Here is a 25,438-nt window from a genome sequence, read left to right as displayed (position 1 = left end):
TCGACAATCCGCCAGATCAGCGACATTATGTTGCTATGCTCGGGACAATGGACCTCAACCTCGTCCGGCTCTTCGCCGAGATCGTGGAGGCTCAGGGTCTCGCCGAGGCCGCGCGCCGGCTCGCCATGTCCCGCTCGGCGGTCAGCCGGGGACTGCAGCAGCTGGAGCGCGGGCTGGGCACGCAGCTTCTGCGCCGCACGACGCGCCGGCTGGAGCTTACTTCCGCCGGGCAGGTCTTCCTGGAGCACGCGCAGAACATGCTGCGCGAGGCCGAAGCCGCGCGCGCCTCGGTGGAAGGCCTCGGCAGTACGCTGCGCGGCAATCTGCGTGTCAGCCTCCCGACCGGCCTGGGGCGGATGTTGCTCGGACCGGCGATGCTGGGCTTCGCCAAGGCGCATCCGCAGGTGACGCTGCGCGTGGCTTTCAGCAACCGCGTGCCGGACCTGGTGGGCGCGCAGATCGACATCGCGATCCGCGTGATTGCCGAGCCGCCCGCGGACTACGTGGCGCGGCGGCTGGGCCAGGTGCGGTGGCGCCTGGTCGCGGCTCCGGCCTACCTCGCGGGACGCGCGATCGCGGCGCCGGCCGACCTCCTCGCGCATGACCTGATCGCGCCGCCGCCGACGGATGGCCGGCGCTACGCGCTGACGCTCGCGCGCGGGGCGGAGCCGGCAGAGACCCTGGGCCTGGTGCCGCGCATCGCGTCGGAGGATTTCAACTTCCTCCTCGCCGCGCTCCTGGCCGGCACCGGCTTCGGCGCGCTGCCGGACTATGCGGTCGCCGACGCGCTGGGCAGCGGCGCGTTGGTGGAGGTGCTACCGGGCCATGCCCTGCGCGGCCTGCCGGACCGGATCTTCGCGCTGACCACGCCTAATCGCTACCGTCCCGCGGCCGTGGGCGCCATGCTGGACTGGGCGGCGGCGGCCCTGTCGGATGGCCCATAAGGTGCCGCGCAGCTAAGTCGCGGCGGAGGACTACAGGAGACCCTTGGCAAAAGCCGGCCGGCCTCAGGAACGGCCACACCCGCGGAAAGACCGGAAGTATGGATCGGCCCCCCGCTCGGCGGCGATCGTCGGCCAGGGACGCTTTCCGCCCTACTCGGCTGCGCTCGCCTCTTCCGTCGATGCGCCTTCTGCCGACGGCGTGTTCGCCACCCTTCGGCGGGTAGCCGCGAGGTGCGCGCGCATGGCCGCTTCCGCGCTGCTTCCGTCGCGGGCCTTGATGGCGGCGACGACCCGGCGGTGCTCCTCGACGCCGCTTTCCCGGTGCCCCGGCCGGGCGGCGACGTGCCGGAGCGCCAGCGCCATCCGCCCCTCCAGCGAGACGAGGATGCGGTGGATCTCGGCGTTGTCGCAGGCCGCCGCGATCGCGCTGTGGAAGGCGGCATTCGTGCGGAAGTAGGCGTCCTCGTCGCCCGCCGCCACCGCCTTGGCCTGCTCGGCCAGTATGGCATCCAGCCGCCCGCCGAGGTCGGAGGGGCCCCGTTCGGCCGCGAGGCGCGCCGCGAAGCCTTCCAGAGGGCCTCGCGCCTCATGGATGGCATCCGTCTCCTTCGGGCCGAGCGCGGTGACGACGACGCCGCGGCGCGGGCTCTCCACGGCCAGGCCCTCGGCGGTCAGGGCCAGGACGGCCTCCCGCACCGGCGAGCGGGAGATCCCCATGCGGAGGGCGAGGGCGGGAACGGAAAGCTTCTGGCCGGGCTTCAGATCGCCAGAGAGGATCGCCTGCCGCAGGGCAGCGACCGTTTCGTCGACCACCCGCGCGGGACCGATGGAAGGAAGCGGATCGTCCGTGATCCTGGAGCGGGTCGTCATCCGCCTTATGTCGGGCACGCCACGGCGTCCGGCAAGCGGCCTACCCGTCCGGCCGGATGCCCGCCGCCCGCAGCACCTCGCCCCAGCGCGCCTGCTCGGCTGCCAGGAAGCCGAGGATGGCATCGGGCGGCGCATCGTCCATCGGCGTGTTGCCGAGCATCTCCAGCCGCGCCCGGAACGCGGGGTCCGCCTTGGCCTGCCGCACGGCCACGTTCAGCCGCGCGACCAAGGGGTCCGGCGTGCGTGCCGGGGCGAGCAGCACGTTCCAGGAAGTCATCGTGTAGTCGGCCAGGCCCGGAAAGCCGCTTTCGGCCACCGTCGGAATCTCCGGGGCCTGGGGCAGGCGGCGCGCGGAGGTGACTGCCAGGCCCTTGAGCGTTCCGCCGCGCGCCTGGCCCAGGCCGGTCGTGGCTGTGTCCCCGACCAGGGCGATGCTCCCGGCCATCAGGTCGTTCGTGGCGGGCGCCACGCCTCGGTAGGGGATGTGGTTCATGGAGAGTCCAGCGGAACCCAGGAGCTTGGCGACGGCCAGATGGGCCGCCGTGCCGTTCCCGGCGCTGCCGTAGTCGTAACGGCCGGGATTGTCGCGCACGAGGGCGAGGAAGGAACGCAGATCGTCGGCGGGCAGGTTCGGCGCGCCGAGCAGCACCACCGGGCTCTCGGCCAGCAGGCCGACCGGGGCGAAGTCCTTCAGGGGGTCGAAAGGCAGGCGGACGAAGAAGGCGGGGTTGGTCGCCTGGCTGATATTGTTGAACAGGAGCGAGTAGCCGTCCGGCGCCGCCTTCGCGACAGCGTCGCTGCCCACCGTGCTACCGGCGCCGGAGCGGTTCTCGACCGGCATGGGCTGGCCGAGGATGGCCGAGAGGCGCTCGGCGAAGGTTCGGGCGAGCGTGTCCGAAGGTCCACCCGGGGCGAAGGGGACGACGAGCCGGATGGGGCGGCTGGGATAGGGGGATTGGGCCCGTGCCAGAGCAGGCAGGGCCAGTGGAGAGGCAAGCAGGCCGCGGCGGCTGAGGGTCATGGGGCGGGCTCCGGGAAGGCGGCGATGGCGTCGATCTCGACGAGGGAGTCGTGATGCAGGCTGGGGCAGGTCAGGATCGTCCGGGCGGGACGGTGAGGGCCGAAATGCGCGGCGCAGGCGGCATCCACTTCCGGCCAATGCGCGACGTCGGTGATGTAGACGCCAAGCGGGCCACATGGCGGACCTCCAGCCCCGCCGCGGCCAGTACCCGGTCCAGGCGGCCGAGCACGCCGGCGGCCTGGCGCCAGCGCCGAGCAGCCGATCCCCTGGCTCCTCCGGCCGAACGCCCAGCAGGCCGGAGACGAAGAGCAAGCCTCCAGCGCGTACCGCATGGGCGTAGTGGCCGGCCGGTGACGGCAGGTCCGGGGCAGGGATCGCCTGCATGCTCACCAGCCGTCGCAGCGCATCCAGCGCGCCGCCGGTATTCCGTCGCCCAGGTGCACGTCGTAGCCGCCATGACCGCCGGCGGCGGTCAGGCAGGCGTGGTTCGGCAGCACGCGAACCCGGGAGCCGAGCGGAAGCCGGCCGAACCAGAGCGCGTCCGGCACCGGCACGGTGCCGTGCTCCTGGTGCAGCACCGCGACCGAGAGCGGCAGGCGCTCGCCCGTGGCCGCGTCCGCCAGGATCCCGAAGCGGGCCTCGGGCATGAAGGCGTTGGCGCCGGTGTCCTTGCTCATCGCGAGCGCGCCGGCGTCCAGCACCAGCGCCCCGGCGGCGCCGGGAAAGGTGCGCTGGTGCCCGATGACGGAAGCCTCCACCGAGAGGGCGAGGTCGTCCCAACCGCACATGCCGCGCGACAGCTGCGCCAGGTCCCAGAAGAGCGACACGCCCGCCCGCACCTCCGTGACGCCTTCCAGGTGGCGGGCGTAGAGAAGGGTGGGCGTGGAGCCGATGGAGATGACGGCGCAGTCGTGGCCGCGCACGCGGAGCCGCCCTGCCGCGTGCACGGCCGCAACCCGCTCCGCCTCCGCGATTTCGGCGAGGCGAGCCGGATCGCCCGTGCCGTACGAGTGCCCGGCATGGGTCAGCACGCCCTGGAGGCGCAGGAAAGGGTGACGTGAGGCTGCCTCGGCGGCGGCGAGGAGAGCGGCCCCGTCAGGGTCGGTTCCGGAGCGGTGCTCGCCGCAATCCACCTCCAGCAGAAGGTCCAGCGGCCGGGACGCGGCCTCCCCGAGGAGGCGGATCATGGCCGGGTCGTCCGCGACGACGGTGATCCGCGCGCCCCGCTCCTGGAGCGCTGCCACGCGCGGCAGGCGATCGGGCGTCACCGCCGTCGCCAGGAGGAAATCCGTGAACCCGTCCTCGGCCAGGAACTCCGCCTCCCGCAGGGTGGAGACCGTGACGGGTCCTGTCCTTCCCTCGTGGCCGATGCGTGCCACCTCGGCGCATTTGGCGGTCTTGAGGTGCGGGCGGAAGGCGATGCCGAGTTCCGCGCAACGGGCGCGCAACCGGGCGGCGTTACGCTCCAGCCGTGGGCGGTCGAGCAGAAGGCGCGGCGTCGCGGTCACGCCAGGCCGTCCAGCGCCGCGTCGAGGGTCCGCGCCTCCCGGAGCGGGGCAGGGCCGGGCCGCGCGGCCAGGCCGACGCGGTTGTGCCAGACCACGGCCATGCCGACCCCGGCCGCGCCAGGAACATCGGCGCTGCTGCCCGCGACGAAGAGGGCCTCCGCGGGCTCCACCCCCAGCGCTGCGAGCACGGCGCGGTAGGGTTCGGGCCGGGGCTTGTAGAAGCCAGCCTCCTCGGAGGTGACGACCGCATCGAACGGAGCGCCGCAGCGCGCCGCGGCGCGGCGCCCGAGCTCGACGGAGCAGTTCGTGGCGACGCCGAGGCGAAGGCCTCGCGCCTTCAGTCCCCGCAGGACCGTGGGGACCTCAGGCCAAGGCTGAAGAGTGTCCCACCCAGCGTGGAGCGCCGCCGGGGCCGAGGCCGGGAGGCCCGCGTCGCGCGCCGCCTCGGCGACCAGCGTTTCGTAGGGGCGGTAGGCGCCGCATCCATAAGTCAGCTCGAGGTAGCGGGCCCGCCAGCGGCGCCCATCCTCCTGGCTGCCGGCGGCCGCGTCCCAGACGGACCAGCTGTCCAGGACGGCGGTGAGAAGGTCGAAGACGATGGCTTTGGGCTGAGGCATGACTGGTTTTTACATTTTGCATGTAAAAACACAAGCGCGGATTAACCCCTGGCCCTGCCGCGAGGCCGTCATGATCCTTCGTCGGGCTGAACCTTAGCGTAAGGCCTCGCGCGCCCGCGTCGCGAGCACATCCACTCGCTCGTTCTCCGGATGCCCGGAATGCCCGCGCACCCAGAGCCATTCCACCTCATGCGGCTTGGCCGCGGCCAGCAGGCGCTGCCATAGCTCGTAGTTCTTCACCGGCTCCCGCTGGGCATTTCGCCAGTTGTTGCGGACCCAACCCTTGACCCAGCGCTCCATGCCGTTGCGGACGTACTCGCTGTCCGTGTGCAGCTTCACGCGGCAGGGGCGCTTCAGCGCCTCCAGCGCGGCGCAGGCGGCCGTCAGCTCCATGCGGTTGTTGGTCGTCGCCGGCTCGGCGCCCGAGATTTCCTTCTCGGTCGAGCCGAAGCGCAGGATCGCGGCCCAGCCGCCCGGGCCCGGATTGGGCTTGCAGCCGCCATCCGTGAAAACCTCGACGAAATCCGGAACCTCAGCCACCGAGCGCCTCCGGCCCCGAGGCCAGCATGAAGAAGCGGAGCTTGTGCAGGTATTCCAGCGGGTCCTTGCGCGTCACCATCGCGTCCTTTGGCGTGTTCACCCAGTCGTAGAGGCGCGTCAGCAGGAAGCGGATCGCTGCCCCCCGGCAGAGCACCGGCAGCGCGGCGCGCTCCGCCCCGCTGAGCGGCCGCCGCGCCGAATAGGCGCGCAGGAGGGCGCGCGCCTTGGTCACGTTGAAGCTGCGATCAGGCTCGAAGCACCAGGCGTTGAGGCAGACCGCGACATCGTAGGCGAGGAGATCCGTGCAGGCGAAGTAGAAGTCGATCAGCCCGGAGACATGCGGCGCGCCGCCCTCCTCCAGGAAGAAGACGTTGTCGGGGAAGAGATCCGCGTGGATCTGCCCCTCCGGCAGCGCGCCGGCCGCCGGCCATTGCGCGATGATGCCCGCCAGCGCCCTGTCGAGCTCCGCAATCAGCCCCGGCTGCACCCCCTCGCCATCGGCGCGGCAGGCGTCGAGCAGCGGCGCCCAGGCGCCGGGGCCGAGGCCGTTCGGGCGGCGCGCGCCGAAGCCCTCGCCCGCGACATGAAGCGCGGCCAGCGCATCGCCCAGCGGGCCGCAATGCTCGGGCCGGATGCGGCGGGGCCAGACCCCGGGCAGGAAGGTGCAGATCGCCGCCGGCCGGCCCGCGAGCTCGCGCAGCGCCTCGCCGTCATGCCCCGCCACCGGCTGCGGCGCGGAGATCCCGCGCGCGACGAGGTGGCGCATGAGGCCGAGGAACCAGGGCAGTTCCGCCGGGTCCACGCGGCGTTCGTAGAGCGTCAGGACGAAGTCGCCCTTCGTGGTCTTCAGCGCGTAGTTCGAATTCTCCACCCCTTCCGCGATGCCGCGGAAGGCCAGGAGTTCGCCCAAGGGGTATCCGGCGAGGAACGCGCGCAGCGCCTCGTCGGTGACTTCGGTATAGACGGCCAAGACTACACCGCGGCGGGCTGGGCCAGGGCGGCGGGCAGCTTGAAGATGATCTTCTCCTCCGCCACCACGATCTCCTCGATGGCGAGTTCGTAGCGCTCCCGCAGGCGGGCGAGGACTTCCTCGACCAGCACTTCCGGCGCGCTGGCGCCGGCCGTGATGCCGACGCGCTGGATGCCGTCCACCAGGGCGAGATCCAGGTCGCGGCCGCGCTGTACCATCACCGCCTTTGCGCTGCTGGCCCGGCCCGCGACCTCAACCAGACGCACCGAGTTGGAGGAGTTGGGCGCGCCCACCACGATCATCATCTCGACCTTGGGAGCGATCTCCTTCACCGCGGCCTGGCGGTTCGTGGTCGCGTAGCAGATGTCTTCCTTTGCCGGTGCCGCGATGTCGGGGAAGCGCTGCTGCAGGATGGCGACGATGCCCGCGGTGTCGTCCACGGAAAGCGTGGTCTGCGTGATGAAGGCCAGCGGCCGGCCGGCGGGCGGCTGCACGCTGCGCGCCTGCTCCTCGTCCTCCACCAGCGTCACCGCGCCGGGGGGAAGCTGGCCCATGGTGCCGATCACCTCCGGGTGGCGGGCATGGCCGATCAGGATCAGGTGGCGGTCGCGGGCGAAGTGGTGCTCGGCCTCGCGATGGACCTTGCTCACCAGCGGGCAGGTGGCGTCGAGGAAGAACATCTCCCGCCGCTCGGCCTCGTGCGGGATCGCCTTGGGAACGCCGTGCGCCGAGAAGACGACGGGCTGGCCGTCGTCGGGGATCTCGTCCAGCTCCTCGACGAAGACGGCGCCCTGGCGCTCCAGAGCTTCCACCACGAAGCGGTTATGGACGATCTCATGCCGCACATAGACCGGCGAGCCGTAGCGCTTCAGCGCCTCCTCGACGATCTTGATGGCCCGGTCCACGCCAGCGCAGAAGCCCCGAGGCCCCGCCAGATAGACTTGAAGAAGAGGCTTTTCGGCCATGCGGTGCAGAATCCCAGCGCCAGATACGTCAGCGCAGACTATCCCTTTGCGCCGATCGGTGCCAGACGGAGCGCATCAGAAGGGGGTTCGCATGCGTTTGGCGCTCGGTGTTACAGCCGTTCTGGCGGCGGTGGGTCTGTCGGGGTGCTCGCCCCAGCGCATCGACGACCTGCTCATTTCCTGCCCCACCCTGACGCTGCCGGCCGATGTGGCCGACCTCACCCGCTATACCCCGGGCAGCCCGCCGGACCTTTCGGCCCTGGTGCTCGATGCACGCATCACCGCCGTGGACGGCCGCTGCAAGCGCGGGCGCGGCGACGCGACCGTCGACGCCGAACTTTCCGTGCGCTTCCAGATGGATCGCGGCCCGGCCGCGACCACGCGCGCGGCGCAGCTTCCCTGGTTCATCGCGGTGCTCGACGCCGAGACCGATCAGGTCGTCAACCGCATGAGCTTCGTCCTGCCGGCCCAGTTCGGCGCGAATTCCAGCCGCGGCGTCGTCTCCTCCCGCCCCGTGGACATCAGCTTCCCGGTCGGCCAGGGGCGCCGCGCGCAGGATTACAAGATCATGGTCGGCTTCCAGCTGACCCCCGAGGAACTGGCGCTCAACCGCCGCCGCGGGCCGCGCTGAAGCCAGGGCGGAACGCCCGGTCTTCTAGCTGTATTTTTCCCTGAGACGCCGGGCGGCCGTATCCGCGGCCTTGGCGGGGTGCCTCGCCCTGGGCCGGACGGCCGGGGCGGCGCCTTACTATCTTACTATCTTACCCGTTCACGCGGCGCCGGGCGCCATGCCGGCGTTGGCGGCCATTCTCATAGCCGCAACTCCCTCAAAAGTCCAGATTTTCAGCCCCGCTGCTCGGCCGTCAGCCGCTGCAGCGCGTCGAGTTCCACCGCGCCCGGGACCAGCGTGTTGCCGATGACCAGCGCGGGCGTGCCCTGGATGTCCAGAGCGCGCGCCAGCTCCAGGTTCCGCTGGATCCGCCCGGTGATCGCGGCATCCTCCATCTCCCGCCGCATCCGCGCCCAGTCGAGGCGCAGGCGCTCGGCCTCGCGCCGGATCACGGCCTCGTTCGCATCCTCGCGCAGCCGCATCAGGGCGTCGTAGAGCGGCACGTACTGGCCCTGGCGCTGCGCGGCCAGCAGCGCGCGCGTCGCGAGCACGGAGTTCGGGCCCAGGATCGGCAGGTCCTTCATCACGACGCGCACGTCCCGCTCCCGCGCCAGCAGCTGCTCCATCGTCGGGTGCAGCCGCTTGCAGTAGCCGCAGCGCGCGTCGAAGAACTCGACGATCGTGATCCGCCCCTGCGGATTGCCCTTCACCGGGTCGTTCGCATCGCGGAACAGCAGCTCGGCATTGGCGGCGATGGCGCGGCCGGTGGCATTCGCGCGCTCGGCCTGGTCGGCCTGCTCCATTCCGGCCAGCGCCTCGCGCAGGATGGTCGGGTCGTCGCGCAGCGCCTGGCGCAGGATCTGCAGCACCTCGGCGCGCTGCTCGGCGCTCAGCGCCTGGGCCAGCGCGGGCACGGGCAGCAGCGTGGCGGCCAGGGCCGCGAGGGTGCGTCGCTTCATCATCGGTTCTCCTGGGCGCCAGGAACCATGCCACGGCACCCGGCGCAATTCCCCTATCCGGTTACCCCATCTTGGTTGCCGGGTCGGCGGAAGGCGTCTAAGCCCGCTCGACCGGCCGGAGGGCCGGGGGAAACCGGAGGCACAGCGACAGCCGCATGATGAAGAGCGTCAATTCCGTCCGCCAGCCTTCCTGGCGTGCCGCGGCCGCCCTCCTGGTCTCCAGCCTTGCCCTCACCGCCTGCGAGACGGCCGGCAGCATCTCCAACGCCGTGCTCGGCACCAGCATCCAGGCCGGCCAGCCCGGCTACGTCGCCGGCTTCCTGGGCGGCGTCGCCTCGGAGGAGCCGATCTCCGCGTCCATCGCGCGCGACGTGCTCTCGGCCGGCGGCAACGCGGCCGACGCGGCCGTGGCGGCGGGCTTCGCGCTCACGGTCACCATGCCCTCCCGCGTCGGCATCGGCGGCGGCGGCGCCTGCCTCGTCTACCAGCCCCGGCGCGGCGAGCCCGAGGCCATCGTCTTCCTGCCCGGTGCCCGCACCAGCCTCCCCGCCCGCGCCGACCGGCCCGCCGCCGTGCCCATGATGGCCCGCGGCCTCTTCGCCCTGCACACGCGCCTGCCCAACGGCCGCCCCTTCGAGGAGCTGGTCGCGCCGGCCGAGCAGCTCGCGCGCTTCGGCGTGCCCATGTCCCGCGCGCTGTCGACCGATCTCGCGGCCGTGCAGGGCCCGCTCTTCGCCGATGCCGAGGCGCGCGCGGTCTTTGCCGACGCCTCGGGCCGGCCGATCGCGGTGGGCGACCGCTTCCGCAACCCGGCCCTGGGCGGCACGCTCTCGACGCTGCGCGTGACCGGCGTGGGCGATCTCTACCAGGGCGCGCTCGCGCGCCGGCTCGAGGAAGCCTCCGGCCATGCGGGCGCCGGCACCATCACGGTGGCCGAGATGCGCGCGGCCCTGCCGCAGCTCCTGCGCCCGGTCATCGTCGGCGCCCGGGGCGGCGACCAGATTGCCTTCCTGCCGCCGCCGGCCGATGGGGGCCTCGCCGCCGCCGCCGCCTTCCAGGCGCTGCAGGCCGGCCAGACGCCGGACCAGGCCATGGCGCGCTCGCTCGCGGTCGCGCAGGGCATCCGCACGCGCGGCGGCGACGCTGCCGCGATGCTCGCCGCGACGGACCTGCCGGCGGGCTCCCTGGGCCTGCTGCCCGCCAGCGCCGGTTTCATCGTCTTCGACCGCACAGGCGCGGCCGTGACCTGCGCCTTCACCATGAACAACCTCTTCGGCACGGGCCGGATGATGCCGGGCATGGGCTTCCTGGGCGCCGCCGCGCCGGGCGTCGGCCGCGTGCAGCCGCCGCTGCTCTCCGCCGCCATCGCCTGGAGCCCCAACCTGCGCGCCTTCCGCATGGCCGTGGCGGGCTCGGGCCAGGAGGCGGCGCCGATGGCCGTCGCCGCGCCGCTCGCCGCGCAGCTCCTGCGCAACGCCTCGGCCCAGGATGCCGCGGCTTCCGTGCCGGAGCCGGGCCGCGTGCAGCTCGGCCAATGCCCGCGCTACCTGCCGGGCTGGCAGCAGGTCTGCACCACGCTGAGCGACCCGCGCGGCGCGGGCGTGGCGCTGGGCGCCACGGACCGGTGACGCTCAAGACCGGGAGGGGGGCCGAGGCGCCTCCCTTCATCGTCATGGACGTGATCGCGGCGGCCAATGCGCGCGCCGCGGCGTTGCCGCTCGGCGCGCCGGGCATTCTCCGCATGGAGGTCGGCCAGCCCGGCGCCGGCGCGCCCGAGGGCGCGATCCGCGCCGCCGAGGCCGCGCTGCGTTCCGGCGCGCCGCTCGGCTACACCGAGGCCTTTGGCCTGTCCGTGCTGCGCGAGCGCATCGCGCGTCATTACCAGGACCATTACGGGCTCGCGGTCTCGCCCGCGCGCATCGCGGTGACGGTGGGGGCTTCCGGTGCCTTCCCGCTGGCCTTCCTGGCCGCCTTCGACCGGGGCGACCGGGTCGCCATGGCCGCACCCTTCTACCCGCCCTACGCTAATATCCTGACGGCGCTGGGCATGGAGCCCGTGCTGCTGGAATGCGGCGAGGAGACGCGCTTCCAGCCGACGCTGGCCCTGCTGGAGCGGCTCGACCCGCTGCCCGACGGGCTGATCGTCGCCAGCCCCTGCAACCCGGCCGGCACCATGCTGCCGCCGGAGGAGCTCGCGGCCATCGCGCGCTGGTGCCACGAGAAGGGTGTCCGCCTTGTCTCCGACGAGATCTACCACGGCCTCTCCTGGGGCACGGTGGAGGAGAGCACGGCCGCCGCCTTCAGCCCGAGCGCGGTGGTGGTGAACAGCTTCAGCAAGTACTGGTGCATGACCGGCTGGCGCATCGGCTGGCTGCTGTTGCCGGAGGACCTGATCCGCCCGGTGGAATGCCTGGCGCAGAACATGTTCATCAGCGCGCCGCATGTGGCGCAGATCGCCGCCGCCGCCGCGATGGATTGCGGCGAGGAGCTGGAGGCGCGCAAGGCCGGCTATGCCCGCAGCCGCGCCCTGCTGCTGGAGGGGCTGCCGCGCGCGGGCTTCACCCGGATCGCGGCCGCCGATGGCGCCTTCTACCTCTGGTGCGACGTGGGCCACCTGACCAACGACGCCACCGGCTTCACCGCGCGCATGCTGGACGGTGCGGGGATCGCGGCGACGCCGGGCGTGGATTTCGACCGCACGCGCGGCTCCCGCTTCCTGCGCTTCAGCTATTGCGGCGCCGAGGCCGCGATGGCGGAGGCGCCCGGGCGCCTCGCGAAGTGGCTTGAGGGCTGAGGCCGGCATCACCATCTCTTGCCGATGGCGAATGGATGGGCCCCGGACGGGGCGGTTCAGGATCAGATCGACGACACGGTGACGGACGCCGTCCTGCGCGCGGGCCTCGATGCCCGTGGGCGAGGGGACGCTCGCCTGCGTCGAATGCGGCGAGGATATCCCCGAGCCGCGCCGCCGCGCCCTTCCCGGCGTGCGGACCTGCGTGGAATGCCAGGAAGAGCGTGACCGGAACAAGCCGCAGATCGGGTTCAACCGGCGCGGTAGCAAGGACAGCCAGTTGAAGTAGGGTTCGGAGCGCGAAGCGCCCGAACCACCAGCCCCGGCGGCGCGCCGTCCGACGGCGCGAAGCCAAGGCGGCGGATCCCGCCGCCTGGCCTCCGAGGGCGGAATACAGCCGTTGTCAGACGGCCGTGTAGCCTCCATCCACCGTCCAGGCCGCGCCCGTGACGAAGGACGCGCGGTCGGAGCACAGGAAGACCACGGCCTCCGCGATCTCCTCCGGCTGCGCGTGGCGTGCGAGGGGCACGCGGCGCAGGATGTCGCTGCCGCGCCGGCCCAGTGCCTCCACGGTCATCGGGGTCTCGACATAGCCCGGGCAGACGGCGTTCACGCGGATGCCCTCGCCGCCATGGTCCAGCGCCGCGACCCGCGTCAGCCCCACCACGCCATGCTTGGACGCGCCATAGGCCGAGGAGGCCGGCAGCCCCACCAGCCCGCCGATGGAGGCGGTGTTGACGATGGCGCCGCCGCCCTGGCGGCGCATCTGCGCGACTTCGTGGCGCAGGCAGTACCAGACGCCGTCGAGGTTGATCTCCAGGATGCGGCGCCAGGCGGCGGGGTCGATATCGGCGATCTTCACGCCGCCCGCGCCCACGGCCGCTGTCGCGATGCCCGCATTGTTGAAGGCGCAGTCGAGCTGCCCGAACGCCGCGACCGTGGCGCGCACCATCTGCGCCACCGCCGCGTCGTCCGCGACATCGACGGCGAGCGCGATGGCCTCCGCGCCCCCGGCGCGCAGCCCGGCCGCGACTTCCCCGGCGCGATCGGCCGAGAGATCCGCGACGGCGACGCGCGCGCCTTCGCGCGCGAAGGCGAGGGCGGTGGCGCGGCCGATGCCCGAGGCCGCGCCCGTGATCAGCGCGGCCTTGCCCGCGAGAAGGCCCGCGCTCACTCCGCCGCCGCCGCCTGCGCCCGGCTGGAAAGGGCGAAGCCGCGATAGCCCTCGGCTGCCACCTCGTCGCAGATCTGCCGGTAGGCGCCCACGCCGCCGATATAGGGCATGAAGACCTGCGGCTTCCCTGGCACGTTCACGCCCATGTACCAGGAGTTGGCCTGCGGATAGAGCGTGCGGTGCGCGACCTCGTTGGCGTGGCGCACCCATTCGGTTTCGGCCGCCTCCGTCGCCTCGATGCGCGTCACGCCCTGCTGGCGCAAACGCCCCATGGCCGCCGTGATCCAGTCCACATGCTGTTCGATGGAGACGATCATGTTGCTGAGCACCGAGGGGCTGCCGGGCCCCGTCACCAGGAACATGTTGGGGAAGCCCGCGACCATCAGCCCGAGATAGGTGACGGGCCCCGCCTCCCATTTCCGCGCGAGCGTCAGCCCGTCGCGGCCCCGGATGTCCATCGCCAGCAGCGTGCCGGTCATGGCGTCGAAGCCCGTGGCGAAGACGATGGCGTCGACCTCGTACTCGCGCTCCGCGGTGCGGACGCCCTGGGGCGTGATCTCCTCGATCGGCGCCTTGCGGACATCCACGAGCGTCACGTTGTCGCGGTTGAAGGTCTCGAAATAACCGGTGTCCACGCAGATGCGCTTGGTGCCGATCGGGTGGTTGTGCGGGCAGAGAAGCTCGGCCGTCTCGGCATCCTCGACGATGGAGCGGATCTTGCGGCGCACGAATTCCGCCGCCGTGTCGTTCGCCGCCTTGTCCAGGATGAGGTCACCGAAGGCCGCCATGAAGGCGGTGCTGCCGGCCTGCCAGCGGTCCTCATAGGTACGCTCGCGCTCGGCCTCGTCCACCTCGAGCGCGGATACGGGGTTGATGGGATAGTCGATGCCCGTCCGCATCTCCCGCGCCTTCTGGCGGCGCGCGGGATAGTCGCCTTTCCAGGATTGCTCGTAGGCCGGGTCCATCGGGCGGTTGTGCGCGGGGATGCTGAAATTGGGCGTGCGCTGGAAGATGGTGACGTGCTTCGCCTGCGCCGCGATGACCGGGATCGCCTGGATCGCCGAGGAGCCGGTGCCGATCACGCCCACGCGCAGTCCGGTGAAATCCACCCCCTCATGCGGCCAGTGGCCGGTGTGGTAGCTCGGGCCCTTGAAGCTCGCCATGCCCTTGAAGTCGGGCAGGCGCGCGCTGGATAGGCAGCCCGTCGCCATCACGCAGAAGCGGCCGGTGAAACTCGCGCCCTTCTCGGTCCGCGCCGTCCAGAGGTCGCGCGCCGCGTCGAACTCGGCGCCGGTGACGCGCGTTTCGAAGCGGATGTCGCGCCGCAGGTCGAAGCGGTCGGCGACGTGGTTCGCGTAGCGCAGGATCTCGGGCTGCGTCGCGAAACGCTCGGACCAGCGCCATTCCTGCTGCAGCGCCTCGTCGAAGGAGTAGGAGTACTGCATGCTCTCCACGTCGCAGCGCGCGCCGGGATAGCGGTTCCAGTACCAGGTGCCGCCCACGCCATCCGCCGCCTCCAGCGCGACGGCCGAAAGCCCCATCCCGCGCAGCTTGTGCAGCAGATAGAGGCCGGCGAAGCCCGCGCCCACGACCACGACGTCGAAGTGTTCCGTATTCCGCATGGATCGTCTCCTTGCTCAGCTGGCGAGCGGACAACCGCCCTCGGCGAGGGGGCGGAAGCCTTCTTCCGCCGGGGTGGTCTGCACGAGCTTCATCAGGTCCCAGGGCCCCGTGGATTCGGAGGGGCGCTTCACTTCGAAGAGATGGACAGGGTGCAGCTTGCGCCCATCGGGGCGGATGCGGCCGGGGCCGAAGACGTCGTCATCCGTCGGCATGCGCTTCATGAGCTCCACCACCTCGCGGCCCGAGGCCTTGGCCCGGGCCGGGCCCATCTCGCCCACGGCCTTGAGGTAGTGCAGCGCGGCCGAATAGGCGCCGCCCTGGCACTGGTTCGGGTAGTTGTCGGGCGTCCGAGGCAGCACGCGCCGCGTGAAGGCGCGCGTGCGGTCGTTCAGGTCCCAGTAGAAGCATTCGGTGAGCAGGAAGCCCTGCGCCGTCTGCAGGCCCAGCGAGTGGATGTCGTTCACGAAGCTGATGATGCCGAGCAGCTTCTGCCCGCGCCGCGTGATGCCGAACTCGTTCGCCTGCTTCACGCAGTTGATGAGGTCCGCGCCCGCGTTGAGGAAGGCGATGACCTTCGCGCGGCTCGCCTGCGCCTGCAGCAGGAAGGCGGAGAAATCGGAGGTGCCGGGGAAGGGATAGCGCACGCGGCCCGCGACGCGGCCGTTGCCTTCCTCGATGAACCGAGTCAGGTCGCGCTCCATCTGGTGGCCGAAGGCCATGTCGGCGGTGATGAAGTAGAAGCTGTCGGCGCCCGAGCGCACCGTGGCCACGCCCGAGGAACGTGCGGCCATGTAGGTGTCGTAGGTCCAGTGGATGGTATTGGGGCTGCAGCCGGGGCCCGTCAGCTCGGTGCTCGCGGCCCCGGTGTTGAGGTGGACCTTGTCCTTCTCGCGCACGATGCCGTTCACGGCCAGCGCGATGGAGGAGTTGTTCACCTCCAGGATCACGTCCACCCCGCCGCGATCGAACCATTCGCGCGTGATGGCGGCGCCGGTATCGGCGCGCTGGAGATGATCCGCCTGCACGACCTCGACCGCGATGCCGCGGTCCAGCAGGCCGGAATCCTGCACCGCCTGGCGCACGCAGGCGACATTGGTCGGGCCGGAGAGGTGGCGATAGGGGCCCGAGAAATCCCCCAGCACCCCGAGGCGTATGGGCGCCTGCGCCTGTGCACGGCCGCGCCGGGGCGTGAGAAGCGCAGCACCTGCGCCGGTCGCCAGAATCTGGCGGCGTTGAATGGTCATACCCGTTTCCCTCCCGCGATCCTTCTGGATCGTCTGGTGCCCGCCGATGCAAGCGGGCCGCGTGCGCCTTGTCCAATACGCCTTCGGGGGTATTATGACGAAAATCGTATAGACGGAGGGGCGTGGTTGGGCGTGGACATTCGCCTGGTGCTGCAATTCGCGGTGGTGGCGGAGGAGCTTTCCTTCACGGCCGCCGCCGCGCGGCTCGGCGTTCCCCAGCCCTGGCTCTCCACCCGCATCCGGCAACTCGAATCCCAGCTCGGCGTGCCGCTGCTGCTGCGCAGCACCCGCCGCGTGGAGCTGACCGAGGAAGGCCGCGCGCTGCTGGACCGTGCCCGGCCCATCATCCAGGGCGCCGCCGATGTCGAGGAGCTGGCGCGGAGCCTGCGCGGGGGCGGGGGCCGGCTGCGCCTGGGCACGCCCCCCTATGGCTCCTACATCCCCGAGACGAACCGGCTGGTCGAGGCGTTCCGCGCGCGCTGGCCCGGCACGAGCGTGGAGCTGGACATCGGCTGGACGCCGGTTCTGGCGGAACGCGTGCGCCAGGGGCTGGTGGACCTGGCCTTCGTCACGGGCCTGAGCCCGCCCGCGGGGCTGGAGGCGCTACCCGTCAGCGTCACGCGGCAGGAGCTGGTGCTCGACCCCGCCGACCCGCTCGCCGCGCTGGCGGAGGTTTCCCCGGCGGCGCTGGCCGGGCGCCGTGTCGCTGTCTTCACCCACGGCCTGAATCCCGAGCTTTCGCAGGCGCTCTTCGCGCCCATCGCGGCGGCGGGGGGCGTGCTGGTGGAGGTGCCGGACATCATGGATTTCCGCCCAATGCGGGACAGCCCGGAGCCCGACCTCATCCTCGCGCTCTTCGGCTGGGCGGCGGGGGAGGCGGCGCGGCAGTCGGGCCGCGTCACGCGGCGGCTGGCGACGGTTGGGCCGCTGCGCCTCTACCTGGCGCGGCGGCGCGAGCTGGCGCGCCTGCCCGCCAGCCGGTTCTGGGATCTGGCGCGGAGCGAGGCCGCCCCGCGCTGATCAGCGCTGCTGCGCCTGCATCTGCTGCAGCTGGCCGCGCATGGCGGTCAGCAGGGCCGAGACCTGGTTGCCGCCGCGCTGGACGACCGCGCTGTATTCGCTGCGCTGCGTCAGCCGGAGCGACGTGCCCTCGGCCACCAGGTCCACGATACGGGGCTGGCCACCCACATCGGCCACGCGCCAGTCGAGGTTCAGCGGCGCGGTGCCCGGGCGTTCCACGATGGTGGTGACGAGCGCGTCGTCCTCGGTGCGCTGCTGGCTGCGGCCCAGCGAGAAGCGGACGCCCTGGAACTCGCCGAAGCGGCCGGCGAGGTTGCGGGTCAGCGTCTCCTCGAAAAGGCGCAGATACTCCTGCTGCTCGGCCGGCGAGGCGGCGCGCCACCAACGGCCCAGGATGAAGCGGCCCGTGCCCTCCATGTCCACGGCCTGGCGCAGGATGGCGCCCACGCGCTCCCGCTTCTGGGCCGGGGAGAGGCTGGCATTGTTGATGATGGCCACGAGCTGGTCGCCCGTCGCCTGGATGAAGGCCGTGGCGCGGCCCGGATCCATCTGCGCGCGCGCCACAGCCGGCGCGGCGAGGGGGAGCGCGGCCAGGAGGGCCAGGAAGGACCGGCGCTGGAGGCGGACCGGGGAGGGAATGATGTGCATGTGGCTATCTCTATCGGGCCGGCTGATTCTCATCGAGGCGCGGGACGGGGACGCCGACGCCCACGCCATAACCGGTACCGCGCGCGGCATCCGGCGCGACGATGCCGCTATTGCCGATTTCGGCGGCGCGGCGCTGGCGATAGGCGCTGCGCAGCGTGGTGTAGGGGTCGAGCGAGCCGCGGTTGAGCTCGTCCAGCGCGTCCAGAACGCCTTCGCGCGTGTCGATGAGGGTGATTCCCGCATGCGCCCAGCGCAGCGCCTCGACGACGTCACCCTGGCCGAACCAGAACCAGGGGCTCGCCACCGCGTCCACGCCATAGCCCACCAGGTCGCGCGGGTTGGTCGGGCCGAGGACGGGCAGGAAGAGGAAGGGCCCTTCGCCCAGGCCCCAGACGGCGAGGGTCTGGCCGAAATCCTCGCTGTGCCCGGGAATGCCGAACTGCCATTCCGCGACGTCGATGAGGCCGCCGATGCCGGCGGTGGAATTGATGACGAAGCGCGTCGCGGTGCGGGCCGCCAGCGTCACGTTGCCCTGCAGCACGTCGTTCATGAAGATGGTGGGCGCGCGCAGGTTGCCCAGCGCGTTGCGGACACCGGTGCGGACGGGCGGCGGCAGCACGAAGCGATAGACCTGGGCGGCGGGGCGCAGGGCCACGGTGTCGATCGCGTCGTTCACCGAATACATGGCGCGGTTGAACGGCTCGATGGGGTCGTTGTTCTGCCGGAATTCCTCCAGCGCCTCAGGGTCCGACGCGGGCGGTCGTGTCGCGCATCCGGCCAAGCCGACGAGCATAACGGCGGCGGCCAGGACAGGAGCGAGGCGCATGGGCGAATATAACCTTTCTGAGCAACGCCGGAACGTCAGCGAAGGGGTGCCGTTTCAAGTAGATGCACATTTATCCGTGATCCAGCAAGGTTTCGCGAGGCAAGAAACTTGTAACCACTTGCCTCGGACGGACCGAGACGCCAAAGGAGTCGGCATGGACCAGCCCTCCCCCAACACGCTCGAACGCTGGCTGACGGGGCCGCGTGTCGGCAGCCTGCCTTCGCCTGCGAGCCTGCCTGCGCCGAAGCTCTCCTTCGAGTTTTTCCCGCCCAAGAACGAAAAGCTCGAAGCCGACCTCTGGGCCTGCATCCGCCGGCTGGAGCCTCTGGCCCCGCGCTTCGTTTCGGTGACGTACGGCGCTGGCGGGTCCACCCGCGCGCGTACCCATGACACAGTGGCAAGGCTGGCCGGCGAAACCACCCTGACCCCGGCCGCCCACCTGACCTGCGTGGGCGCCACCCGGGAGGAAGTGGACGAGGTGGCCCGCGCCTATTGGGACGCGGGCGTCCGCCATATCGTGGCGCTGCGCGGCGACCCCCCGGCCGGCGCCTCGGTCTACGAGCCGCATCCGGGCGGCTACGCCCAGGCCGAGGACCTGGTGCGGGGCCTGCGGAGGATCGGCGATTTCGACATCAGCGTCGGCGCCTACCCCGAGACGCATCCGGCCGCCCTCTCGCCCCAGGCGGACCTGGATTTCCTCAAGCGCAAGATGGATGCGGGCGCGAACCGCGCCATCACGCAGTACTTCTTCGACACCGACGTCTACCTGCGCTTCCTCGACCGCTGCCACGCGGCGGGTATCACGCTGCCGATCGTGCCCGGGATCATGCCGGTGACGAACTTCGCGAGCGTGAAGCGCTTCTCGGCCATGTGCGGTGCCTCGGTGCCGTCCTGGCTGGAGAGCCTGTTCGAGGGGCTGGACGAGGACGAGGCGACGCGCCGGCTGGTGGCTGCCACCGTGGCGGCGGAACAGGTCCGCATCCTGCAGGCCAACGGCGTGGACGAGTTCCACTTCTACACGCTGAACCGCGCCGACCTGACCTACGCCATCGCGCATATCCTGGGCGCGAGGCCCGCGCAGGCGGGCTAGATCAGCCCCTCGCGGCGGAAGGAATAGGGCTCGCCGCGCCCGATGATGAGGTGGTCGTGCAGGGTGATGCCCAGCGCCTGCGCGGCCGCGCGCACCTCCGCCGTCATCTCGATATCCCCGCGTGAGGGCTGCGGATCGCCGGAGGGGTGGTTGTGCACCAGGATCACCGCGGTCGCATGCAGCTCCAGCGCGCGCTTCACGATCTCGCGCGGATAGGCGGGCGTGTGGTTCACCGTGCCCTTCCCCTGCTGCTCGTCGGCGATGAGGCGGTTCTTCGAATCAAGGAACAGCACGCGGAAATGCTCCACCCGCTCGCGGGCCAGGAGCGTGTTCAGGTAGTCCATCAGCTTCGCCCAGCTGTTCAGGACCTCCTGGTTGCGGACGGGGGCCGCGGCGAGGCGGATGGCCGCGACCTGCACGGTCCTGAGCGCGGCGATCGCGGCATCGCCCATGCCTTCGACCTGACGGAGTTCCTGCGCCGGCGCGCTCAGCGCCTCGGCGAAGCTGCCGAAGCGGTTCAGCAGCGCGAGGGCGATGGACCGCGTGTCGCGCCGGGGCAGGGCGAGGAACAGCACCATCTCGATCAGGTCGCGGTCGGTCAGCGTGACGCCGTCGGGCCCGGCCTCCAGCAGCTTCTGCCGCATCCGCCCGCGATGGCCCTCGGCCCCGACGGGCGCGGCCGGTGCGCTGCGGCCGCCGGTCTCGACGGGAAAGAGCGCCGACGCCTCGGACAGACCCTTGGGCCGCACGGTCAGGCCGCGTAGGGCGGCTTGTGCAGGCCGGCGGGCGAGAGGGTGAAGATCTCGCAACCCGTCTCGGTGATGCCGATCATGTGCTCGAACTGCGCGGAGAGGCTGCGGTCGCGCGTCACGGCGGTCCAGCCGTCGTCGAGGATCTTCACCTCGTAGCGGCCGGCATTCACCATCGGCTCGATGGTGAAGAACATGCCCGGCGCCAGCTTCGCGCCTTCGCCGGGGCGGCCGAAATGCAGCACGTTCGGCGGCGCGTGGAACTTGCGGCCGATGCCGTGGCCGCAGAAGTCGCGCACCACGGTGAAGCGGTGCTTCTCGACATAGGTCTGGATGGCGTGGCCGATGTCGCCGAAGGTGTTGCCGGGCTTCGCCATGGCGATGCCGCGCATCAGCGACTCGTAGGTCACGTCCATCAGCAGCCGCGCCTTGGTGCTGGGCGTGCCCGCCACGTACATGCGGCTTGAATCGCCGTGCCAGCCGTCGAGCAGCGCGGTCACGTCGATGTTCAGGATGTCGCCGTCCAGCAGCACGCGCTCGCCCGGGATGCCGTGGCAGACGACATGGTTGATCGAGATGCAGGAGGACTTGGTGTAGCCGCGATAGCCGAGCGTCGCGGGCACGGCGCCGCGCTCCACCATGAAGTCATGGCAGAGCTGGTCGAGGTGACCCGTGGTCACGCCCGGCCTCACATGCTCGGTGATCATGTCGAGACAAGCCGCGGCGAGGGCGCCCGCGCGGCGCATGCCCTCGAAATCCTCGGGCGTGTGAAGAATGATCCGGCGGGATTCGCCGCCCTGCTTATCCATCTGTCCTCGGGTCCGGCGCGTCAGTCGTGAAAAGGTGCAACCCCAAGATGCGCGCGGAGAACGGCGGGTTCAACCCGCTTTGTCCCCGGCCTTGAGCTCGGTGGTCCCGAGCGCGTCCGCCAGCCTGGCCGTGGCGCTGCCCGGGCGGGCCGGTTTCTGCTGGCTCTCATGCGGGGCCCAGCCGGTCATGACCATCAGTCGAAGCTCGGTTTCCAGGGGAAGGCGGGCGAAGGCGAGGGGAAAGAGGTCGCGCGGGGGGACGCGCCGGTCCCTTGCGCGGACCGCATTGCTCTCTCCCGCCGCGCGCAGGTCCCGGATCAGGCCCATCGGCGTGCGATAGGCCAGCGGCAGGCGCGCATGGTCCGCCACGGGCAGGGCGAAGCCCGCCCGCTGCAGCAGGCCCGCGAGGTCCCGCAGCTCCGGGAAGGGCGAGACGCGGGGGGAGATGCCCCCGCGCGTCTCGGATTCGGCCGCGCCCAATGCCTCGCGCAGCTCCTGCAGCGTGCCCAGGCCGGGCAGCGAGGCCAGGAACAGCCCGTCCGGCGCCAGCGCCTGGCGCATCTGGATCAGCGCCCCGGGCAGGTCGTTCACCCAGTGCAGGCTGAGGCTGGCGACGATCAGGTCGAAGCTGCCGGGGGCGAAGGGCAGCCATTCCTCGTCGCCCGCGACGGGCATGCCGCCCGCGCGCGCGGCCATGCCGGGGGCGAGGTCCATGGAGACCACGAAGGGAATGCCGCGCGCGCGGAGAGCCGGCGCCACGGCGCCGCGCCCGCCCAGGTCCAGCGCGCGGGTGAAGCGGCGGGTGGTGTCGTCCAGCCGGTCCAGCACGGCCGCGGCGGCGGCGTCCAGGATGGGCGCGACCTGCTCGACCCGGGAGGCGGCGCGCTCGCGCCTCAGGGCCACCAGGGCGCGGTCGAAGATGTCGGGTGGGGTTTGCACGGGCTTCATCTGCGGCCGGTGGCGCCCCGGCGCAAGCTTCTCTATCGTCTGGCGGATCAGGAGGAGCCTCTGCCATGAACACGATCGATGTGAAGGCCGCCCGCACGGCCGCCGTCGCCGCCACGATCGACCGCATCCGCGAGATCGAGACCAGCATGGGCGTGACCCGCCCGGCGCTCGAGAAGATCCGCGACGAGCTGATGGCGCTGGCCGCGCAGGAACACCTCTTCCCGGCCGGCGAGTTCCCGCCGCCGCCGAATGGCGAGAAGGGCAGCCACCGCTACCTGCTGCGCGAGGACGCCGACAACCGCTTCGCGCTCTACCTGAACTCGCTCAACCCCGGCAATTCGACCAAGCCGCACGACCACACCACCTGGGCCGTGGTCGTCGCCGTCGACGGGCAGGAGCTGAACAAGGTCTACGAGCGCATGGACGACGGCTCGGACCCCGAGCGCTGCGAGATGCGCGTGGCCGAGGAGGTCATGGTCGAGCCCGGCCGCGGCATCTGCCTGATGCCGGATGACATCCACTCCATCCATACCATGGGCACGAAGCCGACGCGGCATCTGCACATGTACGGCCTGGCGCTGGAGAAGCTCGATGCCCGCCGCGCCTTCGACGACCAGACCGGCATCGTCTCCTACTACAACAAGAACTTCATGAAGCCGACGGCCGGCGCCGACCGCTGATGCGCCTCGTCTCTGCGGCCGACCTCAAGGCCTGGATTTCCGCGGGCCGCGAGCTCGCCATCCTCGACGCGCGCGAGGAAGGCGAGTTCGGGCACGGCCACCTCTTCTGGGCGGTTCCCTGCCCGCTCTCGAAGAAGGAGCTGCGCGCCCGCGCGCTGCTGCCGCGCCGGGAGACGCGCGTGGTCTGCGTCGATGGCGGCGAAGGCCATGCCGAGAAGCTCGCGCAGTACCTGGCCGGCATCGGCTATGGCGACGTGCATGTGCTGAAGGGCGGCACGCCGGCCTGGAAGGCGGCGGGCTACGTCGTCTTCACCGGCGTCCACGTTCCCTCCAAGGCCTTCGGCGAATGGGTGGAGCACCACTACGGCACCGAGAGCCTGGACCCGCCCGAGCTGCAGGCCCTGGTGGATGCGGGCACGGACATGGTCATCCTCGACAGCCGCCCGATGGACGAGTTCGTGAAGATGACCATCCCGGGCGCCGTGAACGTCCCGGGCGGCGAGCTCGCCTACCGCATCGGCGACATCGCGCCCCGGCCGGAGACCACCATCGTCGTGAACTGCGCCGGCCGCACGCGCAGCATCATGGGCGCCGAGAGCCTGCGCCGCGCGGGCGTGCCCAACCGCATCGTCGCGCTGCGCAACGGCACCATGGGCTGGGAACTCGCGGGCTTCACCTGCGAGCGCGGCCAGACCCGCACCTACGCGCCGGGAACGCCTTCCAGCGCCGATCTCGCGCTGCGCCGCGCGACTGCCTTCGCGGCCGAGAACGGCGTGCGCGTCACCACGCGCGCCGCGGCCGAGGCGATGCTGGCGGATGACAGCCGCACCACCTATGCGCTCGACGTCCGCGCGGCGGAGGAATACGCGGCGGGCCACATCCCCGGCTTCCGCCACGCGCCGGGCGGGCAGCTGGTGCAGGCGACGGACCAGTGGATCGCGGTGCGCGGCGCGCGCGTGATCCTGGCCGATGACGACACGGTGCGCGCGCGCATGACCGGCGCCTGGCTGCGCCAGCTCGGCGGCTGGGAGGTCCATGTCGTGCAGGGCGCCCTGAACGGCACGCTGGCGACCGGCCCCTGGAAGCCCGAGGCGCCGGAAGTGGCCGCCGTGCCCTCCATCGCGCCACAGGCGCTGGCGGCGGAGAAGGGCGTGACCGTGGTGGACCTCGCGCGCTCCATCGACTTCCGCGGCGGGCATATCCCGGGCTCCGTCTGGGCGGTGCGCGGGCGCGTGCCGAAGATCGGCGGGCCCGTGGTGGTGACCGCGCCGGACCCGCTCCTGGCGAGGCTCGCGGCGGCGGAGATCCCCGGCGCGCGCGTGCTGGAGGGCGGCGTGGCCGCCTGGAAGGCCGCCGGCCTGCCCATCGCCGCCGACCGCCAGAACCCGCCGGACGAGGCCTGCGTGGACTGGTACCTCCGCCCCTATGACCGGAATTCCGGCATCGAGGCGGCGATGCATGAATACCTCTCCTGGGAGATCGACCTCGTGCACGAGGTGGAGCGCGACGGCGACGCGCGTTTCGGGAACTGGTAGCCCTCCGGGCGATCGGGCTCTCCCTTCTCGACGCCCTGCTGCCGCCTGCCTGCCTCACCTGCGAGGAGGCGGTCGGCGAGCAGGGCGCCCTCTGCGCCGCCTGCTTCGCGCGGCTCTCCTTCATCAGCACGCCGCATTGCGACCGCTGCGGCGTGCCGTTCCCGCATGAGGGGCTGGGCCAGCGCGTGCCCGAGGGCCTGCGCTGCGAAGGCTGCATCGCCCGCCCCCCCGCCTTCGACGCGGCCCGAGCCGCGCTGCGCTACGACGAGGGCGCCAAGGCGCTCATCCTCCCGTTCAAGCATCGCGACAGGACGGAGCTCGCCCGGCCGCTGGCCCGGCACATGGCGCGCGCGGGCGCCGGCCTGCTGCGCGAGGCCGAGATGCTCGTGCCCGTGCCGCTGCACCGCTGGCGGCTCTTCGCCCGGCGGCACAACCAGGCGGGGCTGCTGGCCGCCGAGCTCGCGCGCCTTTCGGGCTGCCGGTTCGAGCCGATGCTGCTGCGCCGCCGCCGCGCCACCCGTCCGCTGGGGGAGCTCGGCGCGCGCGACCGCGAGGCGGCGCTGGCGGGCGCCTTCGCCCTCGCGCCCGGCGCGGAGAGGCGGATCGCGGGGAGGCGCATCCTGCTGGTGGATGACGTGATGACGAGCGGCGCCACGGCCGAGGCCTGCGCGCGCTGCCTGCTGGCGGGCGGCGCGGCCTGGGTGGGCGTGCTGGCGGCGGCGCGCGTGCCGGATCCCCGGCTGGAAGCGGCCTGAGTTCACGCTTGGGAAACGACCGTCGGGCCAGAAAGCGGGGAATCCTGGACACGACGCCTGCCCATGCCGTTCGACAACCCTCCGCCGCGCCGCCCCGGCCAGCAGCCGGAGCGCGAAAGACCCGCCCCGCCCCCCGCCCGGGAGCGGCATGTCGAGGTCCTGTGCCTGCTGGCCCTCCTCCTGATGGCGGGGTTGCTGGCGGCCTATGCCTGGGTCGTGGAGTAGGGCCGCGCCCAGCCGGTCCTTGACGCGGCCGGTCACCGGCCACTTATTTCCCCCATGGCCCAGATCGAGATCTACACCCAGCCCTTCTGCCCCTTCTGCGACCGCGCCCGCGCGCTGCTGGAGCGCAAGGGCGTTGCCTTCACCGAGCATGACGCGCCGAATGGCAGCCAGGCCCGGAAGGACGCCATCGCGCGGTCCGGCGGGCGAACGACGGTTCCGCAGATCTTCATCAACGGGCAGTCGGTCGGCGGCTCGGACGATCTCGCGGCGCTCGAGCGCGCGGGCAAGCTGGACGCGCTGCTCGCCGCCTGAGGCGG

28 protein-coding genes and 1 pseudogene are annotated in these 25,438 nt (G+C 71.8%); 12 read left to right on the top strand and 17 right to left on the bottom strand.

From position 1 onward, the window contains the following. Positions 1-47: 47 nt before the first annotated feature. Positions 48-944, top strand: coding sequence for a LysR family transcriptional regulator (locus WJM96_RS19350; protein WP_424814184.1), 897 nt, complete (start codon positions 48-50; stop codon positions 942-944). Between the two features lie 150 nt (positions 945-1,094). On the opposite strand, the gene WJM96_RS19345 is transcribed toward WJM96_RS19350, so the two are convergent. The 8 genes from WJM96_RS19345 to ispH all read right to left on the bottom strand — a co-directional run bounded on the left by WJM96_RS19345 (position 1,095) and on the right by ispH (position 7,435). Next, positions 1,095-1,814 (bottom strand): GntR family transcriptional regulator, encoded by a 720-nt coding sequence (locus WJM96_RS19345; RefSeq protein WP_424814183.1) that lies wholly within the window; start codon positions 1,812-1,814, stop codon positions 1,095-1,097. A gap of 40 nt (positions 1,815-1,854) precedes the next feature. Continuing rightward, entirely contained in the window at positions 1,855-2,835 is a 981-nt protein-coding gene (locus tag WJM96_RS19340) for a Bug family tripartite tricarboxylate transporter substrate binding protein (RefSeq protein WP_424814182.1), read from the bottom strand. After that, positions 2,832-3,167, bottom strand: coding sequence for a RidA family protein (locus tag WJM96_RS19335; RefSeq protein WP_424814181.1), 336 nt, complete (start codon positions 3,165-3,167; stop codon positions 2,832-2,834). The genes WJM96_RS19340 and WJM96_RS19335 overlap by 4 nt, the downstream gene beginning before the upstream one ends. A 54-nt stretch (positions 3,168-3,221) precedes the next feature. Next, positions 3,222-4,343 (bottom strand): alanine racemase, encoded by a 1,122-nt coding sequence (locus WJM96_RS19330; protein ID WP_424814180.1) that lies wholly within the window; start codon positions 4,341-4,343, stop codon positions 3,222-3,224. After that, a complete protein-coding gene (locus WJM96_RS19325; protein ID WP_424814179.1) occupies positions 4,340-4,960 on the bottom strand; it encodes an HAD family hydrolase in 621 nt (206 codons plus the stop codon). Before WJM96_RS19325 ends, WJM96_RS19330 begins: the two co-directional genes overlap by 4 nt. A 93-nt stretch (positions 4,961-5,053) precedes the next feature. Beyond that, entirely contained in the window at positions 5,054-5,500 is a 447-nt protein-coding gene (rnhA, locus tag WJM96_RS19320) for a ribonuclease HI (protein ID WP_424814178.1), read from the bottom strand. Then, complete coding sequence (locus WJM96_RS19315) at positions 5,493-6,470, bottom strand: homoserine kinase (protein ID WP_424814177.1); 978 nt, start codon at positions 6,468-6,470, stop codon at positions 5,493-5,495. The genes rnhA and WJM96_RS19315 overlap by 8 nt, the downstream gene beginning before the upstream one ends. 2 nt (positions 6,471-6,472) lie before the next feature. Next, complete coding sequence (ispH, locus tag WJM96_RS19310; protein ID WP_424814176.1) at positions 6,473-7,435, bottom strand: 4-hydroxy-3-methylbut-2-enyl diphosphate reductase; 963 nt, start codon at positions 7,433-7,435, stop codon at positions 6,473-6,475. A 91-nt stretch (positions 7,436-7,526) separates the two neighbouring features. Here ispH and WJM96_RS19305 point away from each other — a divergent pair, with 91 nt between their 5' ends. After that, on the top strand, positions 7,527-8,066 hold the full coding sequence (locus tag WJM96_RS19305) for a hypothetical protein (RefSeq protein ID WP_424814175.1): 540 nt from the start codon (positions 7,527-7,529) through the stop codon (positions 8,064-8,066). 212 nt (positions 8,067-8,278) lie between these two features. On the opposite strand, the gene WJM96_RS19300 is transcribed toward WJM96_RS19305, so the two are convergent. Beyond that, positions 8,279-9,007: a DsbA family protein gene (locus WJM96_RS19300; protein WP_424814174.1), complete on the bottom strand. Its 729-nt coding sequence runs from the start codon at positions 9,005-9,007 to the stop codon at positions 8,279-8,281. Between the two features lie 152 nt (positions 9,008-9,159). On the opposite strand from WJM96_RS19300, the gene WJM96_RS19295 reads away from it, so the two are divergent. The 3 genes and pseudogenes from WJM96_RS19295 to WJM96_RS19285 all read left to right on the top strand — a co-directional run bounded on the left by WJM96_RS19295 (position 9,160) and on the right by WJM96_RS19285 (position 12,084). Further along, on the top strand, positions 9,160-10,632 hold the full coding sequence (locus WJM96_RS19295; protein ID WP_424814173.1) for a gamma-glutamyltransferase: 1,473 nt from the start codon (positions 9,160-9,162) through the stop codon (positions 10,630-10,632). Beyond that, on the top strand, positions 10,629-11,798 hold the full coding sequence (locus tag WJM96_RS19290) for a pyridoxal phosphate-dependent aminotransferase (RefSeq protein WP_424814172.1): 1,170 nt from the start codon (positions 10,629-10,631) through the stop codon (positions 11,796-11,798). Before WJM96_RS19295 ends, WJM96_RS19290 begins: the two co-directional genes overlap by 4 nt. 24 nt (positions 11,799-11,822) lie before the next feature. Then, a pseudogene (locus WJM96_RS19285) lies at positions 11,823-12,084 on the top strand (DksA/TraR family C4-type zinc finger protein). Positions 12,085-12,198: 114 nt separating this feature from the next. Here the strand turns inward: WJM96_RS19285 and WJM96_RS19280 are convergent. The 3 genes from WJM96_RS19280 to WJM96_RS19270 are packed head-to-tail and all read right to left on the bottom strand — an operon-like array spanning position 12,199 to position 15,836. Next, positions 12,199-12,969, bottom strand: coding sequence for an SDR family NAD(P)-dependent oxidoreductase (locus tag WJM96_RS19280; RefSeq protein ID WP_424814171.1), 771 nt, complete (start codon positions 12,967-12,969; stop codon positions 12,199-12,201). Then, on the bottom strand, positions 12,966-14,591 hold the full coding sequence (locus tag WJM96_RS19275) for a flavin-containing monooxygenase (protein ID WP_424814170.1): 1,626 nt from the start codon (positions 14,589-14,591) through the stop codon (positions 12,966-12,968). The genes WJM96_RS19280 and WJM96_RS19275 overlap by 4 nt, the downstream gene beginning before the upstream one ends. A 15-nt stretch (positions 14,592-14,606) precedes the next feature. Beyond that, positions 14,607-15,836 carry an ABC transporter substrate-binding protein gene (locus WJM96_RS19270; protein WP_424814169.1) on the bottom strand — a complete coding sequence of 410 codons (1,230 nt, stop codon included), beginning with the start codon at positions 15,834-15,836 and terminating at the stop codon, positions 14,607-14,609. 132 nt (positions 15,837-15,968) lie between these two features. On the opposite strand from WJM96_RS19270, the gene WJM96_RS19265 reads away from it, so the two are divergent. Next, positions 15,969-16,856 (top strand): LysR family transcriptional regulator, encoded by an 888-nt coding sequence (locus WJM96_RS19265; RefSeq protein ID WP_424814168.1) that lies wholly within the window; start codon positions 15,969-15,971, stop codon positions 16,854-16,856. Here the strand turns inward: WJM96_RS19265 and WJM96_RS19260 are convergent, their stop codons facing one another. Continuing rightward, positions 16,857-17,504: an MlaC/ttg2D family ABC transporter substrate-binding protein gene (locus tag WJM96_RS19260; protein WP_424814167.1), complete on the bottom strand. Its 648-nt coding sequence runs from the start codon at positions 17,502-17,504 to the stop codon at positions 16,857-16,859. Positions 17,505-17,514: 10 nt separating this feature from the next. Continuing rightward, the gene (locus WJM96_RS19255) at positions 17,515-18,330 is read right to left on the bottom strand and encodes an MlaA family lipoprotein (RefSeq protein WP_424814166.1); all 816 of its coding nucleotides are present in this window, start codon (positions 18,328-18,330) and stop codon (positions 17,515-17,517) included. A gap of 154 nt (positions 18,331-18,484) precedes the next feature. Between WJM96_RS19255 and metF the strand changes: the two genes are divergently transcribed. Further along, the gene (gene metF, locus WJM96_RS19250) at positions 18,485-19,420 is read left to right on the top strand and encodes a methylenetetrahydrofolate reductase [NAD(P)H] (RefSeq protein ID WP_424814165.1); all 936 of its coding nucleotides are present in this window, start codon (positions 18,485-18,487) and stop codon (positions 19,418-19,420) included. On the opposite strand, the gene radC is transcribed toward metF, so the two are convergent. The 3 genes from radC to WJM96_RS19235 form a co-directional block, all read right to left on the bottom strand. Next, entirely contained in the window at positions 19,417-20,169 is a 753-nt protein-coding gene (gene radC, locus WJM96_RS19245) for a RadC family protein (protein ID WP_424814164.1), read from the bottom strand. The genes metF and radC overlap by 4 nt on opposite strands. 2 nt (positions 20,170-20,171) lie before the next feature. After that, positions 20,172-20,978, bottom strand: a complete 807-nt coding sequence (gene map / locus WJM96_RS19240; protein ID WP_424814163.1) for a type I methionyl aminopeptidase — start codon at positions 20,976-20,978, stop codon at positions 20,172-20,174. Between the two features lie 69 nt (positions 20,979-21,047). Beyond that, positions 21,048-21,926: a methyltransferase domain-containing protein gene (locus WJM96_RS19235; protein WP_424814162.1), complete on the bottom strand. Its 879-nt coding sequence runs from the start codon at positions 21,924-21,926 to the stop codon at positions 21,048-21,050. Between the two features lie 65 nt (positions 21,927-21,991). On the opposite strand from WJM96_RS19235, the gene WJM96_RS19230 reads away from it, so the two are divergent. The 5 genes from WJM96_RS19230 (at position 21,992) to grxC (ending at position 25,433) form a co-directional block, all read left to right on the top strand. Further along, a complete protein-coding gene (locus tag WJM96_RS19230; protein WP_424814161.1) occupies positions 21,992-22,606 on the top strand; it encodes a cysteine dioxygenase in 615 nt (204 codons plus the stop codon). Then, positions 22,606-24,141, top strand: a complete 1,536-nt coding sequence (locus WJM96_RS19225; RefSeq protein ID WP_424814160.1) for a rhodanese-like domain-containing protein — start codon at positions 22,606-22,608, stop codon at positions 24,139-24,141. The genes WJM96_RS19230 and WJM96_RS19225 overlap by 1 nt, the downstream gene beginning before the upstream one ends. Further along, positions 24,135-24,896, top strand: coding sequence for a ComF family protein (locus WJM96_RS19220; RefSeq protein ID WP_424814320.1), 762 nt, complete (start codon positions 24,135-24,137; stop codon positions 24,894-24,896). Before WJM96_RS19225 ends, WJM96_RS19220 begins: the two co-directional genes overlap by 7 nt. Positions 24,897-24,959: 63 nt before the next feature. Next, a complete protein-coding gene (locus WJM96_RS19215) occupies positions 24,960-25,121 on the top strand; it encodes a hypothetical protein (RefSeq protein ID WP_424814159.1) in 162 nt (53 codons plus the stop codon). Positions 25,122-25,175: 54 nt separating this feature from the next. Then, entirely contained in the window at positions 25,176-25,433 is a 258-nt protein-coding gene (gene grxC, locus WJM96_RS19210) for a glutaredoxin 3 (RefSeq protein WP_424814158.1), read from the top strand. Positions 25,434-25,438: the final 5 nt, after the last annotated feature.

The organism is Roseococcus sp. YIM B11640, assembly GCF_049727625.1.
Lineage (GTDB): Bacteria > Pseudomonadota > Alphaproteobacteria > Acetobacterales > Acetobacteraceae > Roseococcus.
This window is presented reverse-complemented; position numbering and strand designations above follow the sequence as displayed.

Coding starts and splice junctions, on each gene's coding strand:
- WJM96_RS19350 (WP_424814184.1), top strand. CDS start 48: ATGGACCTCAACCTCGTCCGGCTCTTCGCCGAGATCGTGGAGGCTCAG.
- WJM96_RS19345 (WP_424814183.1), bottom strand. CDS start 1,814: ATGACGACCCGCTCCAGGATCACGGACGATCCGCTTCCTTCCATCGGT.
- WJM96_RS19340 (WP_424814182.1), bottom strand. CDS start 2,835: ATGACCCTCAGCCGCCGCGGCCTGCTTGCCTCTCCACTGGCCCTGCCT.
- WJM96_RS19335 (WP_424814181.1), bottom strand. CDS start 3,167: ATGCGGTACGCGCTGGAGGCTTGCTCTTCGTCTCCGGCCTGCTGGGCG.
- WJM96_RS19325 (WP_424814179.1), bottom strand. CDS start 4,960: ATGCCTCAGCCCAAAGCCATCGTCTTCGACCTTCTCACCGCCGTCCTG.
- ispH (WP_424814176.1), bottom strand. CDS start 7,435: ATGGCCGAAAAGCCTCTTCTTCAAGTCTATCTGGCGGGGCCTCGGGGC.
- WJM96_RS19305 (WP_424814175.1), top strand. CDS start 7,527: ATGCGTTTGGCGCTCGGTGTTACAGCCGTTCTGGCGGCGGTGGGTCTG.
- WJM96_RS19300 (WP_424814174.1), bottom strand. CDS start 9,007: ATGATGAAGCGACGCACCCTCGCGGCCCTGGCCGCCACGCTGCTGCCC.
- WJM96_RS19295 (WP_424814173.1), top strand. CDS start 9,160: ATGATGAAGAGCGTCAATTCCGTCCGCCAGCCTTCCTGGCGTGCCGCG.
- WJM96_RS19275 (WP_424814170.1), bottom strand. CDS start 14,591: ATGCGGAATACGGAACACTTCGACGTCGTGGTCGTGGGCGCGGGCTTC.
- WJM96_RS19270 (WP_424814169.1), bottom strand. CDS start 15,836: ATGACCATTCAACGCCGCCAGATTCTGGCGACCGGCGCAGGTGCTGCG.
- WJM96_RS19260 (WP_424814167.1), bottom strand. CDS start 17,504: ATGCACATCATTCCCTCCCCGGTCCGCCTCCAGCGCCGGTCCTTCCTG.
- WJM96_RS19255 (WP_424814166.1), bottom strand. CDS start 18,330: ATGCGCCTCGCTCCTGTCCTGGCCGCCGCCGTTATGCTCGTCGGCTTG.
- metF (WP_424814165.1), top strand. CDS start 18,485: ATGGACCAGCCCTCCCCCAACACGCTCGAACGCTGGCTGACGGGGCCG.
- map (WP_424814163.1), bottom strand. CDS start 20,978: ATGGATAAGCAGGGCGGCGAATCCCGCCGGATCATTCTTCACACGCCC.
- WJM96_RS19235 (WP_424814162.1), bottom strand. CDS start 21,926: ATGAAGCCCGTGCAAACCCCACCCGACATCTTCGACCGCGCCCTGGTG.
- WJM96_RS19230 (WP_424814161.1), top strand. CDS start 21,992: ATGAACACGATCGATGTGAAGGCCGCCCGCACGGCCGCCGTCGCCGCC.
- WJM96_RS19225 (WP_424814160.1), top strand. CDS start 22,606: ATGCGCCTCGTCTCTGCGGCCGACCTCAAGGCCTGGATTTCCGCGGGC.
- WJM96_RS19215 (WP_424814159.1), top strand. CDS start 24,960: ATGCCGTTCGACAACCCTCCGCCGCGCCGCCCCGGCCAGCAGCCGGAG.
- grxC (WP_424814158.1), top strand. CDS start 25,176: ATGGCCCAGATCGAGATCTACACCCAGCCCTTCTGCCCCTTCTGCGAC.